This is a genomic window from Kitasatospora sp. NPDC002522, from assembly GCF_053595195.1.
The window spans coordinates 47,330-68,182 of the sequence record NZ_JBSFXE010000017.1; the positions used below are offsets into that span (position 1 = coordinate 47,330).

Annotated in this window: 16 protein-coding genes; 5 read left to right on the forward strand and 11 right to left on the reverse strand. The window is 73.0% G+C overall.

Annotated elements, in window-relative coordinates; all coding sequences use genetic code 11:
- Positions 1–146: 146 nt before the first annotated feature.
- The 5 genes from ACWD4U_RS16750 to ACWD4U_RS16770 all read right to left on the reverse strand — a co-directional run bounded on the left by ACWD4U_RS16750 (position 147) and on the right by ACWD4U_RS16770 (position 7,082).
- Positions 147–2,441, reverse strand: coding sequence for a discoidin domain-containing protein (locus tag ACWD4U_RS16750; protein WP_363459451.1), 2,295 nt, complete (start codon positions 2,439–2,441; stop codon positions 147–149).
- Positions 2,442–2,550: 109 nt separating this feature from the next.
- Complete coding sequence (locus ACWD4U_RS16755; RefSeq protein WP_363459528.1) at positions 2,551–3,894, reverse strand: GH1 family beta-glucosidase; 1,344 nt, start codon at positions 3,892–3,894, stop codon at positions 2,551–2,553.
- Positions 3,895–3,935: 41 nt separating this feature from the next.
- The gene (locus tag ACWD4U_RS16760; protein WP_363459450.1) at positions 3,936–4,778 is read right to left on the reverse strand and encodes a carbohydrate ABC transporter permease; all 843 of its coding nucleotides are present in this window, start codon (positions 4,776–4,778) and stop codon (positions 3,936–3,938) included.
- A complete protein-coding gene (locus tag ACWD4U_RS16765) occupies positions 4,775–5,764 on the reverse strand; it encodes a carbohydrate ABC transporter permease (protein ID WP_449787212.1) in 990 nt (329 codons plus the stop codon). Before ACWD4U_RS16765 ends, ACWD4U_RS16760 begins: the two co-directional genes overlap by 4 nt.
- Before the next feature lies 1 nt (position 5,765).
- A complete protein-coding gene (locus tag ACWD4U_RS16770; RefSeq protein ID WP_363459448.1) occupies positions 5,766–7,082 on the reverse strand; it encodes an ABC transporter substrate-binding protein in 1,317 nt (438 codons plus the stop codon).
- Positions 7,083–7,224: 142 nt separating this feature from the next.
- Here ACWD4U_RS16770 and ACWD4U_RS16775 point away from each other — a divergent pair, with 142 nt between their 5' ends.
- Positions 7,225–8,463 (forward strand): ROK family transcriptional regulator, encoded by a 1,239-nt coding sequence (locus ACWD4U_RS16775; RefSeq protein ID WP_363459446.1) that lies wholly within the window; start codon positions 7,225–7,227, stop codon positions 8,461–8,463.
- Between the two features lie 51 nt (positions 8,464–8,514).
- Here the strand turns inward: ACWD4U_RS16775 and ACWD4U_RS16780 are convergent, their stop codons facing one another.
- Positions 8,515–9,810, reverse strand: a complete 1,296-nt coding sequence (locus ACWD4U_RS16780) for an acyltransferase family protein (RefSeq protein ID WP_363459444.1) — start codon at positions 9,808–9,810, stop codon at positions 8,515–8,517.
- A gap of 325 nt (positions 9,811–10,135) precedes the next feature.
- On the opposite strand from ACWD4U_RS16780, the gene ACWD4U_RS16785 reads away from it, so the two are divergent.
- The 4 genes from ACWD4U_RS16785 (at position 10,136) to ACWD4U_RS16800 (ending at position 13,734) form a co-directional block, all read left to right on the forward strand.
- Positions 10,136–10,294 carry a hypothetical protein gene (locus tag ACWD4U_RS16785; RefSeq protein WP_363459442.1) on the forward strand — a complete coding sequence of 53 codons (159 nt, stop codon included), beginning with the start codon at positions 10,136–10,138 and terminating at the stop codon, positions 10,292–10,294.
- A gap of 180 nt (positions 10,295–10,474) precedes the next feature.
- On the forward strand, positions 10,475–10,669 hold the full coding sequence (locus tag ACWD4U_RS16790) for a hypothetical protein (protein ID WP_363459440.1): 195 nt from the start codon (positions 10,475–10,477) through the stop codon (positions 10,667–10,669).
- Between the two features lie 86 nt (positions 10,670–10,755).
- Positions 10,756–12,612: a BTAD domain-containing putative transcriptional regulator gene (locus tag ACWD4U_RS16795; protein WP_449787213.1), complete on the forward strand. Its 1,857-nt coding sequence runs from the start codon at positions 10,756–10,758 to the stop codon at positions 12,610–12,612.
- 126 nt (positions 12,613–12,738) lie between these two features.
- A complete protein-coding gene (locus ACWD4U_RS16800; protein WP_363456805.1) occupies positions 12,739–13,734 on the forward strand; it encodes a LuxR C-terminal-related transcriptional regulator in 996 nt (331 codons plus the stop codon).
- Positions 13,735–13,773: 39 nt separating this feature from the next.
- On the opposite strand, the gene ACWD4U_RS16805 is transcribed toward ACWD4U_RS16800, so the two are convergent.
- The 5 genes from ACWD4U_RS16805 to ACWD4U_RS16825 are packed head-to-tail and all read right to left on the reverse strand — an operon-like array spanning position 13,774 to position 20,822.
- Positions 13,774–15,390 (reverse strand): DHA2 family efflux MFS transporter permease subunit, encoded by a 1,617-nt coding sequence (locus tag ACWD4U_RS16805; RefSeq protein WP_363456802.1) that lies wholly within the window; start codon positions 15,388–15,390, stop codon positions 13,774–13,776.
- A 41-nt stretch (positions 15,391–15,431) separates the two neighbouring features.
- Positions 15,432–16,616 (reverse strand): hypothetical protein, encoded by a 1,185-nt coding sequence (locus ACWD4U_RS16810; RefSeq protein WP_363456799.1) that lies wholly within the window; start codon positions 16,614–16,616, stop codon positions 15,432–15,434.
- The gene (locus tag ACWD4U_RS16815) at positions 16,613–17,464 is read right to left on the reverse strand and encodes a 4'-phosphopantetheinyl transferase family protein (RefSeq protein ID WP_363456796.1); all 852 of its coding nucleotides are present in this window, start codon (positions 17,462–17,464) and stop codon (positions 16,613–16,615) included. The genes ACWD4U_RS16810 and ACWD4U_RS16815 overlap by 4 nt, the downstream gene beginning before the upstream one ends.
- Positions 17,464–19,785: a beta-ketoacyl-[acyl-carrier-protein] synthase family protein gene (locus ACWD4U_RS16820; RefSeq protein ID WP_363456793.1), complete on the reverse strand. Its 2,322-nt coding sequence runs from the start codon at positions 19,783–19,785 to the stop codon at positions 17,464–17,466. Before ACWD4U_RS16820 ends, ACWD4U_RS16815 begins: the two co-directional genes overlap by 1 nt.
- Positions 19,785–20,822 (reverse strand): aminomethyl transferase family protein, encoded by a 1,038-nt coding sequence (locus ACWD4U_RS16825; protein ID WP_363456790.1) that lies wholly within the window; start codon positions 20,820–20,822, stop codon positions 19,785–19,787. Before ACWD4U_RS16825 ends, ACWD4U_RS16820 begins: the two co-directional genes overlap by 1 nt.
- Positions 20,823–20,853: the final 31 nt, after the last annotated feature.

Below are 20,853 nucleotides of genomic sequence, written 5' to 3' on the forward strand. Positions count from 1 at the left end.
GGCTCGTTCCATCCTTCCAGCGCCCGGGCACGGCGGACCTGTCCGCTACCGGACAGCGGAAGCTCACGGACCGTCGGGGCGATCCGCGAGAATCCGGGGCCCCGGGAGCGGAGGGTGCTCCCGGGGCGGTCGGGGTGGTGCGTCGGTCAGGGGTAGCTGACCACGTCGGACGGGCCGCCGAAGGTCGGGCTGACGGGGGCGCCGACGCCGTTGACGACGGAGTCGATGCCGCCGGAGCCGTTCAGGAACACCGTCAGCAGGTCGTGCAGGTGCACGCCCGGCGCGTTGGGCGCCTGGAAGGCCGTGGAGTTGTGGATGTCCACGCCCTGGCTGAAGTAGGAGTAACTGCCGAGGCCCCAGCCCTGGAAGCTGGTGACGGCGGGGCCGACGGCCAGCGCCGGGTAGCCCTTCTGGGTCGAACTGGCCATCCAGGAAGCCTGGTTGGGGACCTCGTACGGGTTCTCGTTCTGGAAGAAGACCAGCTTGCCGTCCTGGCCGAGCCAGTTCGCCTCGGTCTTCTGGAAGTGCTCGACGGCCAGGCCGAGGGCCACCACGTGGTCGCCGTTCACGGTGATGCCGGTGTCGGACTGGTCGCTGGTCCAGGAGCCGCCGCCGGCGCCGTGGTCGGCGCGCCAGATCCACGCGTCGTCGATCAGCGTGTGGTCGCTGTTGACGACGACCGCGGTGTCCACGCTGCCGACGGTGGCGCCGCCGACCCGGACGAACACGTCGTGCAGGGTGGACGGGTCGGCCGCGTGGGAGACGTGCGAGCCGGGGGTGCCGACGCGCAGCAGGTACGGGGAGCGGACCGGGCCGGCGTCCAGGATCAGGCCGGTGAGGTCGACGCCGTCCACGTCCGCGGTGGTGATCACGGTGTTGCCGTTGGTCGGGACGAGGGTGGCCATGCCCAGGCCGAGGATCTTGGTGTCGGCGCGGGTGACGTTCAGCGCGGTGGCGAACCGGTGCACGCCGGGGGCGAACAGCAGGTTGTCACCGGCGTTCAGGGCCGCGTTGACGGTGTCGGCGCCGGTGCCGGGCTGGACCACGTAGAAGCTGCTGAGCGGCAGCGAGGTGCCGGGGGTGGCGCCGTTCAGCCAGGTCGGGCCGGTGGAGTCGGTCCGGGTGTCGGGGACGAAGACCTGGTAGGCGCCGGCGGCGTCCAGGTACAGGTACGGGGCCTCGCGGGTCACCGGGCAGGTGGCCAGCGTGGTGTACGGGTTGGGGCCACCGGACAGGCCGGAGTTCGCGGCGAAGGACTGCGCCGGGGCGCCCGGGGAGCCGCAGAAGACCTGGTTCCACACGCCGTTGCTCCAGCTGTCCATGCTGGTGTTGCGGGCGAAGTACTGCTGCTGCGAGCCGTTGGTGATGCCGCCGCCGGTCTCCTGCGAGTCGGCGATGAAGCCGCCGCTGGCCCACGCCGGGGAGCCGGTGCAGTAGTCCATCAGCGTCAGCTTGCCGTTGACGCGCACCCGGCGCAGCGGGGCGGCCTGGGAGACGGCCCAGAAGTCGGCGCCGTTGTAGCAGCCGGACTTTCCGGCCACGTTGACGGTGAGGTTGCTGAGCGAGCGCCAGAAGTTGGTGGTGGCGTAGCACTGGCTCTGGTCGCCGCCGGTGCACTGGTTGTAGACGTCGACGCTGCCGTTGATCACCACGTCGCCGGGGTTGCGGCCGAGGCCGGCGACGGTCTCGTAGAAGCCCAGGGAGAAGTTCAGCGGGGCGGCGGCGGTGCCGTAGGTGCCGGGCTTGAACAGCAGCGCGTAGCGCTGGGCGCCGAACTCGTTGGCGCCCTGCTGGTTGGCGAGCGCGTCCAGCCGGGACTGGATGGCGGACTGCGCCATGCCCGGGTCGAAGACGATCACGTTGTCGCCGAGCGCGCCGCCGGTGGGCGGCGGCGGGGTGCCGGTGCCGGGGTCGGTGCCGGTGGTGCCGTCGGTGTAGAGGTTGAGGTCGACGATCGACCACCAGTTGGGGCTGACCCCGGTGGTCAGCTCGATCCGGACGTAGCGGGCGTGCTGGGCCGGGAAGGTGGCGGTGACCGGGTTGGCCGCGGCGGTCTCGGTGTCGACGGTGGTGAAGTTCGTGCCGTCGCCGGAGACCTCGACCTGGTAGCCGTGGGCGTAGTCGCCCGGGTAGCCGCCGGAGTCCATCGTCAGCTGGTTGAAGGACTGCGCCGAGCCGAGGTCGAGCTGCAGCCACATGCCGGCGGTCATCGCGGTGTCGGAGCTGAACCGGCTGCCGGTGTCGGCGTCGACGGCGTGCGCCGGGGCGTCGCCGGTCGAGGAGGGGGTGTTGGAGGTGGCGGTCCAGCCGGTGCGGCCGAGCGCCGTCTCCGTCCCCGCCGCCCCGGCCTGGGTGGCCGGGACGGCGAGGGCGGCGACCAGCGCCGCCAGGGCGACGGCCGCACGGCCGAGGCGGCCGCGCTCTCCGGTGGGGTGGTTCATTCTGCGTTGCTCCCTTGTGGTGGGGGCCCGACAGCTGCCGGGCAGTCAGGGGGCGGCACGCGGTGGGCGGCGCGACGAGGTGGGGGGTGCCGCGCCGGGTCGCGGGCCGCTAGGCCCGGGCGCGGTGCGCGGAGATGAGCTGCGCGTAGCGCTGCCCGCTGGCCTTCACGGTGCGGGTCTGGGTGGGGTAGTCGACGTGGACCAGGCCGAAGCGCTTGTCGTAGCCGTACGCCCACTCGAAGTTGTCCAGCAGCGACCAGGCGAAGTACCCGGCCAGCGGGGCGCCCTTGGCGACGGCGCGGGCGCAGGCGGCCAGGTGGCCCTCCAGGTAGGCGGTGCGCTCGGGGTCGTCGACCCGGCCGTCGGCGGTGACGGTGTCGCGGTAGGCGGAGCCGTTCTCGGTGACGTAGAGCTCGCGGACGCCGTACTCCTCGGTGAGGCGCAGCAGCAGTTCCTCGATGCCGGGGGCGTGCACCTCCCAGTCCATCGCGGTGCGCTCCGGGTTGGGGCCGGGCACCTGGACGAAGCCGGGGACGCCGCCGTTGGGGTCGGCGGCGACGATCTGCCGGAAGTAGTAGTTCAGGCCGACCCAGTCGAGCGGGGCCGAGATCAGCTCCAGGTCGCCGTCGCGGACCGGGAGTTCGACGCCGTACAGGTCGACCATGTCCTGCGGGTAGCCGCGGCCGAGGACCGGGTCGAGCCACCAGCGGTTGATGTGGCCGTCGGCGCGCCGGGCGGCCTCCAGGTCGGCCTCGGACTGCGAGGCCGGCTCGATGGTGGAGAGGTTGTTGACGATGCCGATCCGGGCGCCGGGCACGGCCGCGCGCAGCGCCTGCACGGCGAGGCCGTGGCCGAGGTGCAGGTGGTAGGAGGTGCGGACGGCGGCGGTCAGGTCGGTGAGGCCGGGCGCCATCGCGCCTTCGAGGTGGCCGATCCAGGAGGAGCAGAGCGGCTCGTTGAGGGTGCACCAGTCGCGGACCCGGTCGCCGAGCCGCTCGGCGACCACGGCGGCGTACTCGGCGAAGCGCTCGGCGGTAGCGCGCTCGGGCCAGCCGCCACGGTCCTGCTGGGCCTGCGGGAGGTCCCAGTGGTACAGGGTCGGGAAGGGCGTGAGGCCGCGCTCCAGCATGCCGTCGACCAGGCGGTCGTAGAAGTCCAGGCCCGCCGCGTTGACCTTGCCGTCGGCCAGCGGCACCACACGGGGCCAGGCGATGGAGAAGCGGTAGGCGTCCAGGCCGAGGCCGGCGGCCAGGTCGAGGTCCTGCGGCCAGCGGTGGTAGTGGTCGCAGGCCACGTCGCCGGTGTCCCCGCCCGCGACCTTGCCCGGGGTGTGCGAGAAGGTGTCCCAGATCGACGGGGCGCGGCCGTCGGTGCTCGCGGCGCCCTCGATCTGGTAGGCGGCGGTGGCGGCGCCCCAGCGGAAGTTGGCCGGCAGCGCGTCGAGGGGGTTCACGGTGGTCCTTTCGAGGGTGAGCGGGCGGGCCTGACGGTCCGTCACTTGACGGCTCCGGCGGTCAGGCCGGCCACCAGGTAGCGCTGCAGCAGCAGGAATCCGGCGACGACCGGGAGGCTGACGACCAGTGAGGCGGCCATCACCTGGTTCCAGTAGACGTCCGTCTGGGTGGCGTAGCCCTGGAGGCCGACGGCCAGCGTGCGGGTCTGGTCGTTGGTCATCACGGAGGCGAAGAGCACCTCGCCCCACGCGGTCATGAAGGCGTACACCGCGACCGCGATGATGCCGGGCAGCGCGGCCGGGACGACGATCTGCACCAGGGTGCGGATCGGGCCGCAGCCGTCGACCGAGGCGGCCTCGTCGAGGTCGCGCGGGATCGAGTCGAGGTACCCGGCGAGCATCCAGATGGAGAACGGCAGCGAGAAGGTCAGGTAGGTGAGGATCAGTCCGCCGCGGCTGCCGTACAGCGCGATGCCGGTGGTGTTCCCGATGTTGACGAAGATCAGGAACAGCGGCAGCAGGAACAGGATGCCCGGGAACATCTGGGTGGAGAGCACCGTCACCGTGAAGATCTTCTTGCCGCGGAAGCGGTAGCGGCTGACGGCGTAGCCGGCCAGCAGCGCGATCACCACGGACAGGCCGGTGGCGCTGCCCGCGACGATCAGCGAGTTGGTGAAGTACTTGGCCAGCGGGACGGTGCTCCAGATGTCCACGTACGGACGGAGCGTCAGCTTGCTGGGGATCCACCGCCAGGGGCCCTGGACGTCCTGCAGCGGCTTGAGCGAGGAGCTCAGCATCACCGCGACCGGGGTGAGCGTGAAGACGGTGAGCACCAGCAGCACGATCCGGCGCAGCCAGCGGAAGGAGGCGGGCGGGTTGATCATTCGGCGTCCCTGCGGCGGTTGGTGACGGCCAGGTAGACCACCGTCACCAGCAGCAGGAACAGCAGCAGCAGGACCGACATGGCCGAGCCCTGGCCGAAGTTCCAGGTGATGAAGGAGGACTGGTAGATGTGGATCGAGATCAGGTCGGCGGCGGCCGGGGCGGCCTTCCCGAACAGCACGAACGGGGTGTTGAAGTCGTTGAAGGTCCACAGGAACAGGACCAGCACGAGCACCTGGTTGACCGGGCGCAGCGAGGGCAGGGTGATCCGGCGGATCTGCTGCCACACCCCGGCGCCGTCGATCGCGGCGGCCTCGTAGAGCTCGCGCGGGATGTTCTGCAGCCCGGCGGTCAGGCTGAGGAAGGCGAAGGGCCAGCCCTTCCAGACCGACACGGTCAGCAGCGCCCAGAAGCTGTTGTCGCCGATCAGCCAGAACGGCTTGTCGCTGGTCAGGTGCAGCTGGTCGTGCAGCACGTGGTTGATCAGGCCGGTGTCCCGCTGGAACATGAACGACCAGGTGATCACCGCCGCGAACACCGGCAGCGCGTACGGCAGCATGAACGCCGCGCGCAGCAGCCCGCGGCCGCGGAAGGCGTCCTGGGTGAAGATCGAGGCGGCCATGCCGACCAGCCAGGACAGGCCGACCGAGAGGACGGTGAACAGGCAGGTCGTCCAGAACGAGGCGAGCAGGGCCTTGCCGACCGGGGCGTCGAACTTCAGCGCCACCTGGTAGTTGTCGAAGCCCGCCCACGGGGCGGCGGACCAGTCGCGGATGAAGAACTGGGTGAGCTGCTTGAAACTCATCACGATGCCGGTCAGCATCGGCACGATGTGGATGAGCAGCTCGGCGGCGAGCGCCGGGAACAGCAGCACGTACGGCAGGCTGCCCTTGCCCAGCTTGAGGCGGCGGCGCCGGGGGGCGGGGGCCGCCCCGGTCGGGGCGGCCTCCTCATCGGCGGTCTGACGGTTGATCAGGTTCTGCGGCACGTCAGCTCGCCGGCATCTGCTGCTGGGCCTTGGACAGCTCGTCCTTGACCGTGGCCTCGGTGACCGGCTTGCCCGCGGCGGCCGACGCCAGCAGGTTCTTCACCGCGGTGCCGATCAGCGTCTCGAACTGGCTCTCGCTGGCGACCTGCGGCAGCGGGGCGGCGCTCTTCTGCAGCACGCCGGCCAGGGTCTGCAGCTCCGGGGTGGCGAACTTCGCGTCGGACTGGGCGGCCTTCACCGGCGGCAGCGAGCCGTAGGTGCCGTTGAGCAACTTCTGCTCGTCGTCGCTGGTCATGAACTTCACGAAGTTCAGGGCGCCGTCGAGGTTCTTGGTGTTCTTGAAGACCGCCAGGTTGATGCCGGCCACCATCGAGCTGGTGGCCTTGTCGCCGGTGGCGCCGGCCGGGACCGGCACCGGGACGACGCCGTAGTCGTCCGGGTTCATCCCGTGCGACTTCAGGTTGGCGCCCGCGGACTGCCACATCAGCATCGCGGCCTTGCCGGTGGCGAAGTCGGTCACCGACTGGTTGGCGGCGTACTCGGCGTTGCCCGGGGCGGCGATCTTGTCGTTCGCGATGAAGTCGACGTACTGCTTGACCGCGGCGACCGCCTCGGGGCTGTCGAACTTCGGCTTGCCGGAGGCGTCGTAGAAGCCGGTCCCGTGCTGCATGCCCAGGGTGAAGGCGTGGTGGACGTTCTCCGAGACGTTGCCGCCCTCGATCGCCAGGCCGTACTGCGAGCCGGTGGTCAGCTTCTTGCCGTCGGCGACCAGGTCCTCCCAGGTGGCGGGCGGGTTGGCGATGCCGGCCGCCTGGAAGAGCTTCTTGTTGTAGTACAGGCCGTACGCCATCGAGTACAGCGGGACGGCCGCCGGGTCCTTGCCCTTGGCACCGGCCGAGGCGATGGTCGAGGCCAGGAAGCGGTCCTTGCCGCCGATCTTGTCGAAGGTGGCCTGGTCGAACGGCAGCAGCGCACCGGTGGCCTGCAGCGACGCGGACCAGGTGTTGCCGATGTTCAGCACGTCGGGGCCCTGGCCGGAGGCCGTGGCGGCGAGGATTCTGTTCAGCAGGTCGGACCAGGGGACGACCTCGAGGTTGACCTTGATGCCGGTCTGGGCCTCGAACTTCTTCAGCTCCGGCTCCAGCACCTGCTTGTCGTTCTCCAGGCTGCTGCCCTGGTTGGACGCCCAGTACGTCAGGGTCTTCGGGCTGGAGTTGGTGCCGCCGCCGCTGCCGCTGTCGCCGCCGCCGCAGGCGGTGGCGGTCAGCGTGATGGCGGCGGTGAGGGCGAGGGCGGCGGGAATCCGGTGGGTGCGCATGGAGAAGCCCCTCTCGGGCTGTCGTCTCGTGGGGGTGAAGTACGGCACCAGGGCGCTTACTTCACGGCGAGATTTAACGTCTGAGAAAAGTGGACGTCAAGAGCTGCGACCGCGTAGATTCTGCAACGGAGGAGGAGACCCCATGACACCGCGAGGCAAGCAGACCGTTCGCGACCTGCGCCGATCCAGCCGTTCGACCTTGTTGCGGCACCTGTACTTCAACGGTCCGCTCAGCCGCCAGGAGCTCGGTGCCGCCACCGGACTGAGCGCCGGATCGGTCAGCAATGTTACGGGCGAGTTGATCACCGACGGCCTGATCGAGGAGTGCGGCTCGGTCGAGTCCGACGGCGGCCGCCCGCGGATCCTGCTCCGGGTCACCCCCGGCCAGGCGCACCTGGTGGGCATCGACATCGGCGAGACCCAGGTCCGGGTCACCCTGTTCGACCTCGCGCTCACCGAACTCGCCTCCGCCGACCAGCCGCTGGAGACCGCCCACGACCCGGAGCGGGTGGTGGGGATGATCGCCACCGGCCTCACCGAGGTGCTGGCCTCGGCCGGCGTCTCGGCCGACAGCGTGCTCGGCGTCGGCCTCGGCGTCCCCGGCATCGTCGAGCAGGGCACCAGCGCCGACCCCGGCGCGGACGTGGTCGTGCACGGCCAGACCTTCGGCTGGGACGCCGTCCCGCTCGGCCGCCTGCTGCGCGAGCACACCGCACTGCCGCTGTACGTCGACAACGGCGCCAAGACGCTCGGCCAGGCCGAGATGTGGTTCGGCGCCGGGCGCGGCAGCCGGCACGCCGTGGTCGCGCTGTTCGGCTCCGGCGTCGGCGCCTGCGTGATCGCCGACGGGGTCCGCTTCCGCGGCGCCACCAGCTCGGCCGGCGAGTGGGGCCACACCAAGGTGCACGTCGGCGGCCGCCGCTGCCGGTGCGGCTCGCGCGGCTGCCTGGAGGCCTACGTCGGCGCCGAGGCACTGGTCGAACGCTGGGACGGCACCCGCCCCGGCACCAGCGAGAAGGCGGGCCTGGCCGCGCTGCTGCGCGCCGCCGAGGCCGGACAGCCCAGCGCCGTCGCCCTGCTCGACGAGGCCGCCGAACTGCTCGGCGCCTCCATCGCGGACCTGGTCAACCTGTTCAACCCCGAGCGGATCGTGATCGGCGGCTGGGCCGGACTGCTGCTCGGCCCGCGCCTGCTGCCCGCCGTCCGCGAGGCCGCCACCAGCTACGCCCTCACCTACCCGCGCTCGCGCACCACCATCGAGCTCAGCCACCTCGGCCCCGACGCGGTCACCCTCGGCGCGGCCACCCTCCCGCTCACCCACTTCCTCGACAGCGGAGGCGAACTCCCCGACCACATCGCGGTCACCGCCGCCGTCGGCTGACCACCGCGGCGGCGGTCGCCCCCGCCCGCCGCCGGCCCTCCTGCCTCCGCCCTACCGCGCAGCCGCCAGCGGACGCTCCGGCGCGGCCTCCGCCGCACCCTGGTCCCCGCCGCCGCCGGACGCAGCCAGCCGCTTGACGACCCGTCGGCCGAGCCGCTGGAACGGCAGCTCCACCCACCGGTGGCTGAGCCAGGACAGCACCAGCAGCGCCGCCAGGAACCCGCCGAATTGCAGGGCCCGGTCGGGCCACGAGGTGAACGGCGCGGTGTCCTCCAGCAGCCACTCCATGGCGTGGATCACCGGGTTGTGCAGCAGGTAGACCGAGTAGCTCACCGCGCCCAGCCAGGTCAGCGCGCGCGGGAACCGGCGGTGGCGCAGCGCCATGCCCGCCAGGAACACCACCCAGGCCGCGAGGTAGGCGAAGGAGAACGCCCGCCAGGTCTCGCTCCAGGTGCGCCACAGCGCCGGGCCGTGGTCGTAGAGGTAGCCGGAGAGCACGCCCGCGCAGATCACGAAGGCGCAGGTCAGCGTGGCCTTGAGCCGGTCGATCTGGCCGTGCTCCCAGCGGTAGAGCACGGTGCCGGCGAACATCGTCGCGAAGATCATCATGGTCTCGAACGCCGCCGACCGGCCGTTCACCCCGGCCAGCAGCAGCCCCAGCAGGCCCAGCAGCACGCCGCCGGCCCGTACCAGCGCGGCCCGGCCGGTGAGGATCGCGGCCATCGCTGCGCCCACCGCCAGCAGGCAGCCCAGCACCAGGTACCGGGTGGCGGACTGGCCGTCGGAGAGCGCGCCGAGCGGAAGCCGGGAGCCGAACAGCAGGGCGACCGCCGCGAAGCCCACCGAGATCGGGGCGCTGCGCCGGTGCTGCCCGGTCACGAACAGCGCGGTGGCGAAGTAGTAGAAGACCATCTCGTAGCTGAGGGTCCACATCACGCCGATCGCGTTGGTCACCCCGGAGAGGTCCTGCAGCATCAGGCCGTTTCCGGCCAGCGCCAGCAGCGGGTGGTCGAACACCCAGCCCTGCACCACCTGGTGCCGGCGCGGCAGCACCAGCAGGCACAGCAGCACGGTCACCGCCACCACCGGGTAGATCCGGAAGGCCCGGCCGACCCAGAACGAGCGGACGTCGCCGCGGCGCTCCAGCGAGGCCGGGATGATGTAGCCGCTCACCAGGAAGAACAGCATGACGCCGAAGATGCCCGGGTCCAGGTAGCGCGGCTCGTGGTTGGCGTGCAGCCAGACGAACGGCAGCGCCAGGTGGTAGATCGCGACGGAGAGCGCGGCGATGCCGCGCAGCGCGTCGAGCCAGCCGAGGCGGCTGGACGGGGGTTCGGTGAGCTTCACAGCCAGGAGGGTAGCCGCCGGGGCGGAACAGGCCAGAGGCGGGACCCGGTCCGGAACACCCGTCGCTCGCGCAGGTTTTCCGCACTCTTCCCCCACGCGTCACCGGGACGCTTTATGCCATGGCATAAAGCGTCTATCCGGAAACGGTTCGGGTACCTCATCAGGGACCGAAGATGGACGTATGTATCTCGTGCATGCAAGGCTGCGGGCTCCGGCCGGTCGGGGCGTTCCGCCGGGGCTCGCGGAAATCATCGGGTCCTATGCGCTGGAGCGGGACGCGCTGGAGCACGTGACGGTCCATCCGGAGGCGTCCGGGGAGGTCACGGTGGGTCTGTTCAGCCTGGCCGGGAGCCTCGCGGAGGCGGAGGCGGGGGCCGGCGCGCTGGTCGTGCGGGCGACCGCGGGCGACCCGGGGCTGGCGGGGTTCGAGGTGGTGCAGGTCGGTGCGGCGCTGGTGCCCGGACCCTGGTGGGGCTTCGACTGACGGCCCTTCGGCTGCTCGCGGTGGACGGCTTAGGACAGTGCATGTTCCGTCCAGGCGACTGCTGTTCCCTCGGCGGGCCGGGCGGAGCACAGTAGAGATGTCGGCGGGAGCGAAACGCCGGACCCGAACCCGGGCGAGGCGCCCGGGGAGAAATCCGAAACCACACTTGAGGAGAATTCCGTGCTGGCCACCCGTGTCGCCAAGTTCGCCGCAATCTCGGTTCTCGCGCTCACCGCCCTGGGTATTTCGGCGGCCTCGGCGGAATTCTCCGGGAACGTCGCGGACGGCGCCGTCACCGTACCGGTCGACCACCCCGGCGCACTCCCCACCCTGCCGCCCACCGTCCACACGGACGACGTCACCTGGGGCTCCTGAACCACCGTCAGCGAAAGCACCGCACCGCGGTATCCGAAGAATCCGACCGCAGTATCCGGCTCCGACCGACGACGGGGGTGAGTGAGATGGAATTCCTGGTCCTGGGCGCCCTGGAGGCGCGTCAGTCCGGCGTGCTGGTGGACGTCCGCGGCATGCGGCAGCACCGGCTCCTGGCGCTGCTGCTGCTGAACGCCAACCGGGTGGTCCCGATGGACGCCCTGGTGGACGAGCTGTGGGAGGACCCGCCGCCGTCCGCCCGCCCCCAGGTGCACAACGCGATCCGCGACCTGCGCCGGGTGCTGTCGGTGAGCGAGCACCGGCTGGTGACGGTCGACGTCGGCTACCGGCTGGTGGTCCCGGAGGACGCGGTGGACGCGCACCGCTTCGCCCGGAAGGTCCGGGAGGCGCGGGCCGCCGAACGGGACGGGCGGTTCGCCGAGGCGATCCGGCTGCTGCAGTCGGCGGTCGACCTGTGGCGCGGCGACGCCTTCGCCGGCATCCACTGCCCGGCGGTGACCAGCGCCGCGGTCAAGCTGAACGAGCAGCGGCTGACCGCGATCGAGGACCTGATGGCGCTGCGCCTGAAGGTCGGTGAGACCAGTTCGCTGGTAGGCGAGTTGACCGCACTGCTGGCGGAGTACCCGCTGCGCGACTCGCTGCGCCGCAGCCTGATGACGGCGCTGTGCCGCAGCGGCCGGCAGGCCGACGCGCTGGCGGTGTACGACGAGGGGCGCCGGTTCCTCGCCGACGAGCTGGGCCTGGAGCCGAGCCCGCAACTGCGGGCGCTGCAGGCGGAGATCCTGGCGGACGCGCCGGGGGTGCACGGTGCCGCGACCCCCACCGCGGCGGGCCGCCGCCCGGAGGCGGCCGGCGAGGCTCCGGCCGCCTTCCCGGCCGGAGCGCGCAACTGCCTCCCGCACGACCTGGCCGACTTCACCGGGCGGGCGGCCGAACTGGCACTGCTGCGCGAGGCGGTCGGCCGCGGCGCCGCGGGTGCGCCGCTGATGCTGGCGGTGGACGGGATGGGCGGCGTCGGCAAGACCACGCTGGCGGTGCACCTGGCCCACCAGGTCACCCGGGAGTACCCGGACGGGCAGTTCTTCGTCGCGCTGGAGGGCTTCAGCGACACCCGCGCCCCGGTGCCGCCGGCCCAGGCGCTGGCCGTGCTGCTGCGCGCCGACGGGCTGGAGCCGGAGCGGATCCCGCGGTCCTTGGAGGAGCGCAGCAGCCTGTGGCGGGCCCGGCTCGCCGGCCGGCGCTGCCTGGTGGTGCTGGACGACGCCGCGGACACCGCGCAGGTCCGGCCGCTGCTGCCGGGTGCCGGGGACTCGCTGGTGCTGGTCACCAGCCGCCGCAAGCTGACCGCGCTGGACGGCGCGCTGGCGCTGCCGCTGGACGTGCTGCCGCCCGGCGACGCGGTGGCGCTGTTCGCCCGGATCGCCGGGGAGCACCGGATCGCCCGCGAGCCCGCCCGGGCCGCCGAGGCGGTCGGGCTGTGCGGCCACCTGCCGCTGGCGATCCGGATCGCCGCGACCCGGCTGCGCGACCGCCCGGCCTGGGCGGTCGCTGACATGGTGGAGCGGCTGGCCTGCCCGACCCGCCGGGCGCGCTGCCTGCAGACCGCCGACCGCGACCTGATGGCCCTGCTGCGCGCCTCCTACCAGCACCTCGACCGCGCCGAACGGGACTTCAGCCGGCTGATCAGCCGTCATCCGGCGGCCGCCTTCGACGTGGCGGGCGCGGCCGCGATCACCGGGCTGTCCGCCGACGAGGTGGAGGGCCACCTCGACGTCCTGTTCGAGAACAACCTGATCCGGCAGGACGCCCCGGCACGTTTCTCCTTCCACTCCCTGGTGCGCGACTGCACCCGGGACCTCCCGGTCGGCGAGGGCCCCGCCGCCCGTCCGGCAACGGAGCTGGTCGGACAACTTCTCGCCCTCTGATCGCCGCAGCCGTCCGCTGACCGGACACTTCTCCGGAACGCGAGAGTCAGCGGACGGCTACTCGATGTCAGTAAGCTCCCCCGCGTACCTCACTTACTGGCACTGATCGAAAACGGGGACGATCCAATGCTGGATATCCTGGGGCTTGACGCGGAATCAGAAGCCGTCTACCGCGCGATGCTGGCGGACCCGGAGGCCGGGGTGGCCGCGCTCGCCGCCCAACTCGGCGTGACCGAGGAACGGGTGCGCGCCGGGCTCGACCGGCTCAGCGAACTCGCCCTGGTGCAGCCGTCGGCGCGGGAGGGCATCGGGTTCCGGGCGATCGGGCCGGAGACCGCGATGGAGTTGCTGCTGGCCCGTCAGCAGGCGGACCTGGCCGCCCAGCAGATGCGGGTGGAGGCCTCGCGGGCAGCCGCCGCCCAGCTGATCGCCGAGTGCTCGGCGCTCAGACCCACCGCCACCGACGCCTCCTCCGAGCAGCTGATCGGACCGGAGGCGATCCGCGAGCGGCTGGCCGAGCTGGCCGGCTCGGTCTCCCAGGAGGTGGCCACCTTCGCGCCCGGCGGCGCGCACTCCGAGGAGGACCTGCGGGCCAGCCGGCAGCCGAACGCCGCGCTGCTGGAGCGCGGCGTGCAGATGCGCACGGTCTACCTGGACAGCGTCCGCAACCACCGGCCCACCCTGGACCACGTGACCTGGCTGAACCAGCACGGCGGCCAGGTGCGGACCGTTCCGGAGCTGCCGATCCGCATGATCATCTTCGACCGGCGGCAGGCCGTGCTGCCGATCGACACCGAGGACGCCCGGGCCGGCGCGGTGGTGCTGCGCGGCTCCGGCACGGTGGCCGCACTGTGCGCGCTGTTCGAGGGCGTGTGGACCACCGCCATCCCGGTCGGCGACACCCCCTGCTGCACCGGCGACGAACTCCCGCCGCAGGAGCTGGCGGTGCTGAAGATGCTCGCCCAGGGCTACACCGACGAGGCGATCGCCAAGCGGATGGGCGTCTCCCCGCGCACCGCCCGCCGGTTCGCCGCCAACCTGATGGAACGGCTGGACGCCCGCAGCCGCTTCGAGGCCGGGGTGCACGCCGTCCAGGACGGCTGGCTCCCCACCACGCGCTGACCGCGGGCGTCCCCTGACGGATCGCCGGGTGTCGGTCCGTCAGGCGGCGGCCGCCTCCCGGCGCTTCTCGCTGCGGTCCGCGAGGAGCAGGGCCAGGGCCGGCAGCAGGGTCAGCGCGTACACCCCGAGCAGCCAGCCGAAGGAGTGCGCGAAGGCGGCCGGCACCAGGCCGTGCCGCTCCTTCGCCGCGTCGGTCAGCACCACGGTGACCACCGCGATGGCCAGTGCGCCGCCGATCCGCTGGGTCAGGTTGAGCTGCGAGGCGGCGTCCGGGATGGACTCCTGACGGATCGACTGGAAGGCCCGGGTCATGGTCGGCACGATGGTCAGCCCGGTGCCGAGGCCGCGGATCACCAGGCTGCCGCAGAACAGCAGGTACGAGGTGTCGCCGGTGAGCCGGGTGAGCGGCGCGGTGGCGATCATGGTCAGTGCGATGCCGATCAGCACGGTCGCCCCGCCGCCGATCTTCCGCAGCAGCACCCGGGACAGCCAGGCCGCGGTGACCACGCCCAGGCCGCCGGTGGACATCAGCAGGCCGGTACTGACCGAGGACAGGCCGCGGGCGTCCTCGAAGTACAGCGGGATCAGCATCATCGGCGAGTAGAGCACGAAGCCCAGGCAGAAGATGTTCACCACCGCGGTGGCGTACACCGGGATCCTGAACAGCCGCAGGTCCAGCAGCGGGAAGCGCGCCGTCAGCCCGCGCGCCACGAACACCGCGGCGCCCGCGACCGCCAGGCCGAGCGGCACCAGCAGCTCCGGGGTGGCCGTGGCGCCCTGGGCGGCGTACTCGTGGATGGCCAGCACCAGGCAGACGGTGGCGGTCGCCGAGGAGACCAGGCCCAGCAGGTCCAGCGGCTTGGCGCTGCCGCGCGGCGGGGCGTCGTTGCGCACCCAGCGCAGGGTGACCGCGAACAGCGCGACGCAGAACGGGATGTTCACCACGTACACCGCGGACCAGCCGCCCCAGGCGACCAGCAGGCCGCCGATGGTCGGACCGAGCAGCGGGCTGATCAGCATCACCGAGCCGTTCAGGGCCTGCACCCGGCCCAGGTGCTCGCGCGGCACGCCGCGGGTCAGCAGGATGGTGGCGACCGGCGTCAGGATGCCCGCCGCCGCGCCGGACAGGCCGCGCGCCGCGATCAGCTGGTCCAGCGACTGGCTGGCGGCGCAGCCCAGCGAGCCCAGCGCAAACAGCGCGGTCGCAGCGGCGAACACCCGCTTGGCGCCGAACCGGGTGGCCAGCCAGCCGGTGGCCGGCATCACCGCGGCCAGCGCCAGCAGGTACGCGGTCACCACCCACTGCACCTGGTTGATGCCGCCGAACCGGGCGGTGGTCTGCTGCATGGAGACGTTGACGATGGTGGTGTCGAGCAGCGCCAGGAATCCGCCGGTGATGGCGGCGCCCATGGTCAGCAGCGCGGAGACGGACGGACCGGAGTCCGCGGCCGGCGCGGCGGCGGGCTCCGCGGAGGCCTCGGCGGAAGCCTCCTCGGCGGGCTCGTCGTCGGCGCTCTGCTCGGCGGTCGGCTGCTCGGCTGCGGTGTCGGCGGTGTCGGCGGCGTCGGCCGCAGGGGCCTCAGGGGTCTCGGCGGTCGGCGGGGCCTCGTCCTCGGCCTCGGTCACCGGGTTCGGGGCGGGCTTGGTGGTGGGCATCTTCGCAGGTCCTTCATCAGCGGGAGGAGTGTGAGCCGGGGTCAGTCGGCTTCGAGGAGGGCGCGCTCGACCTCGTCGAGGACCGCCTCGGCCGCCGGGCGGGCGTCGGGGCGGTTGCGGCAGGAGAGGGTGAGTTCGGTGCGGTCGTCGAGCTGACAGGTGCTCAGGAACATCTCGGCGTACGGGACGAGCATCGGCAGCGTGTAGTACTCGGTCGGGTGGAACCGCTCGGTGCGGTAGAGGTCGGTGTCGATCCGGCCGTGGTCGGTGAGGATGGCGGTGCACGGGAAGCGGCTGCCGTCCAGCTCCTGGGCCTCGCGCAGCGAGTTGGCGAACGGGTTGCTGCGCAGGAAGTCCCGGTCCAGGACGGCGACTTCGCGCTTGCGGAGCATCGCGGCGAGCAGCTGGCTGTGCAGCCGGTTCCAGCGGTCCTCGTGGTGCAGGTCGAGCACAAGCTGGGAGGTCAGGTTGGCGGTGGAGCGGACCGTGCGGTCGTGCCGGCGCAGGTCGACCGGGATGATCAGCCGGCCGGAGTCGGCGGCCAGGTGCCGGGAGATCGCCGCACCGACCCGGGCGGTCACCGCGGACGGGGTGGCCCGCACGCTGCGGCGCAGCCACAGCGCGGTGCCGTCGGCCGGGCCCTGCCCGAGGATCGCCGGGTGGCCCGGTACCCGCGCCGGGGCGGGGGCGGCGGGCACCGGGGCGGCGGCGGCGCGGAAGTGCGCGTCGTCGACGGTGGCGTCGGCGCCGACCACCGGCTCGCCGCGCAGCGCGCGGAACAGGTCCTCGATCCAGTACCGCAGGCCGCGGCCGTCGGTGACGATGTGGCTGGCCCGGACCACCAGGCGGGTGACCGGCCCGTTGGCCAGGCCCACCTCGCAGACCGGGCCGGCCACCACGTCCAGGTCGCGGTGGAAGAACGGGTGGTCGAGGCCCGCGCCGGCGGGGAGTTCGACCACCGGCGGCAGCTCGTCCCCGGCCCGCCAGGCGGCGCCGCGGCGCCGCACCGCGAGGCCGGGGCTGACGGCGGTGGCCTGCCGGACGGCGTCGGTGAGTTCGTCCAGGCCGATCCGGCCGACGCCCTCGATCACCATCTGGATCAGCTGCGGGGTGCCGGTGGCGGCGGCGTTCAGGTAGCCGCGTTCGATCGGGGAGATCCGGCGGGTGTAGCGGCGGCCCGCGGTGGCGGGCGCGGTCTCGGTGGCCGCGGTGGCGGTCGGGGTCATGCGGCGGGCTCCAGGGTCAGGGCGGCGGTGCGCACCGCCGGCTCGGCCGGGCCCGGCTGCCACCACCAGCGCACCGGGGTGGGCGCGTCGGTGGCGAGGGCCAGGTGCAGGCCGTGGCCGAGGTCGGCGGAGCGCACCAGGTAGCCGACGTTGGTGGGGCGCCAGCCCGGCCGCCAGTCGGGCAGCCGGACGCCGGCGAAGGTCTCCTTGCGGAGGTGCGAGGCCTTGATCAGCGCCTCGCACTCGGCGAAGTCCCGCAGGGTGGCGGCCTCCCCGGCCGGACGGCCGAGCAGCGCGCCGAGCCACTGCATCGCGAGGGGGCGGTCCCGGTGGTCCTGCAGGTCCACCCCCACGCGCTGCCCGGGCGCCAGCGCCACCGTGCTGTACTCCGCGCAGTGCGCCACCGAGGCGTTCAGGCCGAGCTCCGGCACGCTCCAGCGCCGGTGCTCGTCCCTGGCCAGCTGACGGGGGCTCAGCCGGACCCCGTACAAACCGGCCAGCGCCTCGGTGACCAGCCACCGGCCGGCGTCGTTCAGCCGGTGGCCCATCCGGTCCCGCGGCAGGTGCGGGTGCCGGGTGACCAGGCAGTCGATCGCCAGGTCGTCCCGCTCCGCCGGCCCGGCCGGGAGGCCGGTCGAGCGGTTCGCCGGACCGGTGCCGGAGGCGTCCCGGCCGGAGGCGTCAGGCCTCCAGGCCGACCCGCCCCCGGCGGGGCCGGAGCCGTCGACCCGCACCCGGCCCGAACCCGTGCCCGCCCGACCGGTGGAGCCGATGACATGACTGTCCGTCAGTTCATCTCCGTGCGGCGCAAGTTCGGCGGGCCGCAGGCCGGTGGGCGTAGCGGCCATCACGGCCTCGCGTCGAACACGGCCGCCGCGTAGCTGCCGCCGTAGGCGAAGCTGGAGAGCAGCAGCCGGCCGGCCGGGGCCCCGCCGGCCAGCGCGGCCACCAGGCCGAGCGCGCCCGCGCTGCCGTAGGTCTCGCCGAGCTGGGACTTCGGGGTGATCGCGGGCCGGTCGGCCAGGCCGGCCAGGGCCAGCGCCCGGGACTGGGCCAGGTCGACCAGGCTGAACCCGGAGGCCGCGGAGACCACGGTGTCGATCTGCTCGGGCGTGCTGTCCGCCTCGGCCAGGGCGGCGCGCAGGGCGCGGGCCCAGGCCTCGCCGTCGCGGCCGATCCGGCCGATGCCGGCCGACTCGCCGGAGGCCCCGAAGCCGCGCACGTCCGCCAGGACGCCCGCGCCGCGGGCGGCTGCGGAGGCCTCGGACTCCAGCAGGATCGCGGCCGCGCCCTCGCTGAGCACCGCGCCGGTGCGCCCGCCGGGGACGACGTGCGCGGTCCTGGCGTATCCGGGCAGCCGGGCCTGGGTGGCCAGGGCCTGCTCGGGGAACTCGTCGGCGACCACCACCATGATCCGGTCGGCCATGCCGCGGGCGATCACCCGGGCGGCCAGCTGCAGGGCGAGGACCGAGCTGGTGCCGCCGTTGGCGATGGTGGCGGTGTAGCCGCGGTAGCGGTGCAGCATCGCGACGTGCCCGGCCGCGGCGTTGACCACGGTGTTGGCGAAGGTCGCCGGGTTGGCCCCGCTGATGCCCTGCTCCAGCACGCCCTGATGGAAGTTCAGGACCGAGGTGACCGGGCCGTAGCCGGTGGCGAAGACGATGCCGGTGCCCTCGGCCTCGGCGCGGGACGGCTTGCCGTACCGCTCGTACAGGTCGCCGACGGCGCCGGCGGCGAGCACGCCCAGCGGGTCCATCCGGCGGGCCTTGCTGGGGTTGAGGCGCTTGGTGACGGCCTTGACGTCGACCCGGCCGATCGGGCGCTCGCCGACCCCGGCCACCTGCTCCAGGGCGTCGAAGCCGACCCGGCCCTCGGCCAGCACCGCGGTCAGCTCGGCGGTGGTGCCGGCCGAGCCGGCCATCCCGGCGACGCCGGTCACCACCACGTGGTGCACGGGGGCCGTGCGGCGGGCCGAACGGGCGGGCCGGCCCGGCTTGTTGAGCACCACGGTGGCGTTGTTGCCGCCGAACGCGAAGGAGTTGGAGGCGACCACCTCGAGCGGCGCGGGCCGCCCGGTGTCCGGGACGATGTCCAGCCCGAACGGGGAGGCCACCCCGCGGGTGTTGACGGTCGGCGGGATCACGCCCCGGTCGATCGCCATGGTGGAGACGATCGCCTCCACCGCGCCGGCCGCACCGAGGGTGTGGCCGAGCATCGACTTGGTGGAGCTGGCCGGCGGCACCTCGGCGCCGAACAGCAGCTTGACCGCCTTGGGCTCCGACACGTCGTTGGCGGGGGTGCCGGTGCCGTGCAGGTTGACGTAGTCGACGTCCTCGGGGGTGAGGCCGGCCGTCGCGAGGGCCTGGGCCATCGCGGCGGCCGCGCCCTTGCCGCTCGGGTCGGGGGCGGTCTGGTGGTAGCCGTCGCAGGAGAGGCCGTAGCCGCCCAGTTCGGCCAGCGGCGCGGCGCCGCGGGCCGCGGCCCGCTCCGCCGACTCCAGCACCATGAAACCCGCGCCCTCGCCGAGGGTCAGCCCGGTGGAGGCGGACATCGGCGCGCACGGCTCGGGGTCGAGCGCGCCGAGCGCACTGAACCCGTACGCCGAGAGCTGGGCCAGCGGGTCGACGCCGCCGCAGATGACGTAGTCGACGTCGCCCTTCCAGAGCAGCTCGGCCGCGTAGCCGAGGGCGACCGCGCTGGCCGCGCAGGCGTTGGAGAGCACCACCCGCGGGCCGCGCAGGTCGAACTCGGCGGCGATGTAGTCGCCGACGCACGGCAGTTGGGAGGAGGCCGCCTGGGCGGCGTCCAGCCGGCCCTCCTTGACCAGGTCGCGGTGGACGGACTCCAGGGTGGGCATGGCGCCGAGGCTGGAGCCGACCACCACGGCCACCCGGTCGCGGTCCACCGCGTCCAGGTCGAGGCCGGAGTTGCGCAGCGCCTCGCGGATCGCGGTGGCCGCCAGCGCGTAGCAGCGGTCCAGGTCGGCGGGCTGCTCGCCGGTGACCATGCCGGCCCAGTCGGTGAGCAGCTCGGTGGTGTCGAACAGGGTGTTGGTCCGGATGCCGGAGATGCCCTGGGAGATGGCGGCCCAGCTCTTCTCGACGTCGTCGCCGGCGCCGGTGATCAGTCCCAGCCCGGTGAGGGCGATGCGTTCGGTGGTGTTGGTCATCAGTGGATCCGGGTGGTCAGCGAGCGGGCGATGACGCGGGGCTGGGTGACGGTGCGCAGCGGGGTGGCGGCGCCGTCCGCGGCGGTGGCGACGAGCTCCAGGCCGGGCACCCAGAACGGGGCGTCCAGCAGCGCGACGACCAGTTCCTCGTCGGCGTTGGCGGACGGGGCCTGCCAGACCACGGTGCCGATCTTCCGGCCGCCGGCGGTGACCTCGGCGCCGTTCTCGAAGGAGCTGCCGACCGGGGCGGCCAGCGCGGTGATCTTGGCCAGCTCGGCGGTGGGCTTGACCAGTTCCTCGGAGCCGAGGAAGTTGCCGATCCGGTTCCAGTCGACCATCCAGGCCAGGTCGGCCTCGTGCACCGGCAGGCCGGCGAAGCCCGCGGCGTAGACCGCCATGCCGGCCTCGGCCTGGACCCGGGCCAGGCCCTCGGTGCCGACCTCGGCGCCGCCCTCGGCGACGACCGCCTCGACGGCCGCGGCGTGGCCGGCCTCGGGGGCGTTGGAGATCAGCAGGTAGCCGTACTCGCCGGTGGTGCCGACCCGGGCGAGGTGGGCGATGGCGGTGTCGTCACCAGGCACCGCGGACTCGGTGACGGCGTGCAGGGTCAGGCCGGAGATGTCGAACTCGACGAACTTCGCGGCGGCCGACCAGGCCGTGGGGCCCTCGAACGCGGTGGCGCCCCAGCCCTCGGGGGCGATCTCGACGGTGACGTCGGACGGGGTGTCCAGGGCGTCCAGGTAGGCGGACAGCTCCTCGGCGGTGACCGGGGTGCGCGGCAGCAGCCAGGAGTCGTCGCCGATCTCGAAGTGCAGCACGATCGCGAACGGGGAGCCGTCGGCGTTCAGCGCCAGCGCCTCGCGGACGGTGTCCGGCTCGACGTACTCGCTCGCCTTGGCCAGGAACTGGTCCAGCAGGTCGTAGCGGTCCCCGCCGGAGATCCGCACCAGCGGGGCGGTGATCCGGTAGACGCCGATGGTGGAGCGGACGGTGGTGTAGTCGTCCTGCGCGGTACGCACGGCAACGGTGGTGGTCATGGCTGTTCGGTGTCCTTTCGAGGGGTCTTCA

What these genes read in the sequence shown, in the direction of transcription:
- ACWD4U_RS16810 (WP_363456799.1), bottom strand. Translation starts at nt 16,616, where the DNA reads ATGACCCCGACCGCCACCGCGGCCACCGAGACCGCGCCCGCCACCGCG.
- ACWD4U_RS16815 (WP_363456796.1), bottom strand. Translation starts at nt 17,464, where the DNA reads ATGGCCGCTACGCCCACCGGCCTGCGGCCCGCCGAACTTGCGCCGCAC.
- ACWD4U_RS16775 (WP_363459446.1), top strand. Translation starts at nt 7,225, where the DNA reads ATGACACCGCGAGGCAAGCAGACCGTTCGCGACCTGCGCCGATCCAGC.
- ACWD4U_RS16825 (WP_363456790.1), bottom strand. Translation starts at nt 20,822, where the DNA reads ATGACCACCACCGTTGCCGTGCGTACCGCGCAGGACGACTACACCACC.
- ACWD4U_RS16770 (WP_363459448.1), bottom strand. Translation starts at nt 7,082, where the DNA reads ATGCGCACCCACCGGATTCCCGCCGCCCTCGCCCTCACCGCCGCCATC.
- ACWD4U_RS16760 (WP_363459450.1), bottom strand. Translation starts at nt 4,778, where the DNA reads ATGATCAACCCGCCCGCCTCCTTCCGCTGGCTGCGCCGGATCGTGCTG.
- ACWD4U_RS16805 (WP_363456802.1), bottom strand. Translation starts at nt 15,390, where the DNA reads ATGCCCACCACCAAGCCCGCCCCGAACCCGGTGACCGAGGCCGAGGAC.
- ACWD4U_RS16800 (WP_363456805.1), top strand. Translation starts at nt 12,739, where the DNA reads ATGCTGGATATCCTGGGGCTTGACGCGGAATCAGAAGCCGTCTACCGC.
- ACWD4U_RS16750 (WP_363459451.1), bottom strand. Translation starts at nt 2,441, where the DNA reads ATGAACCACCCCACCGGAGAGCGCGGCCGCCTCGGCCGTGCGGCCGTC.
- ACWD4U_RS16820 (WP_363456793.1), bottom strand. Translation starts at nt 19,785, where the DNA reads ATGACCAACACCACCGAACGCATCGCCCTCACCGGGCTGGGACTGATC.
- ACWD4U_RS16795 (WP_449787213.1), top strand. Translation starts at nt 10,756, where the DNA reads ATGGAATTCCTGGTCCTGGGCGCCCTGGAGGCGCGTCAGTCCGGCGTG.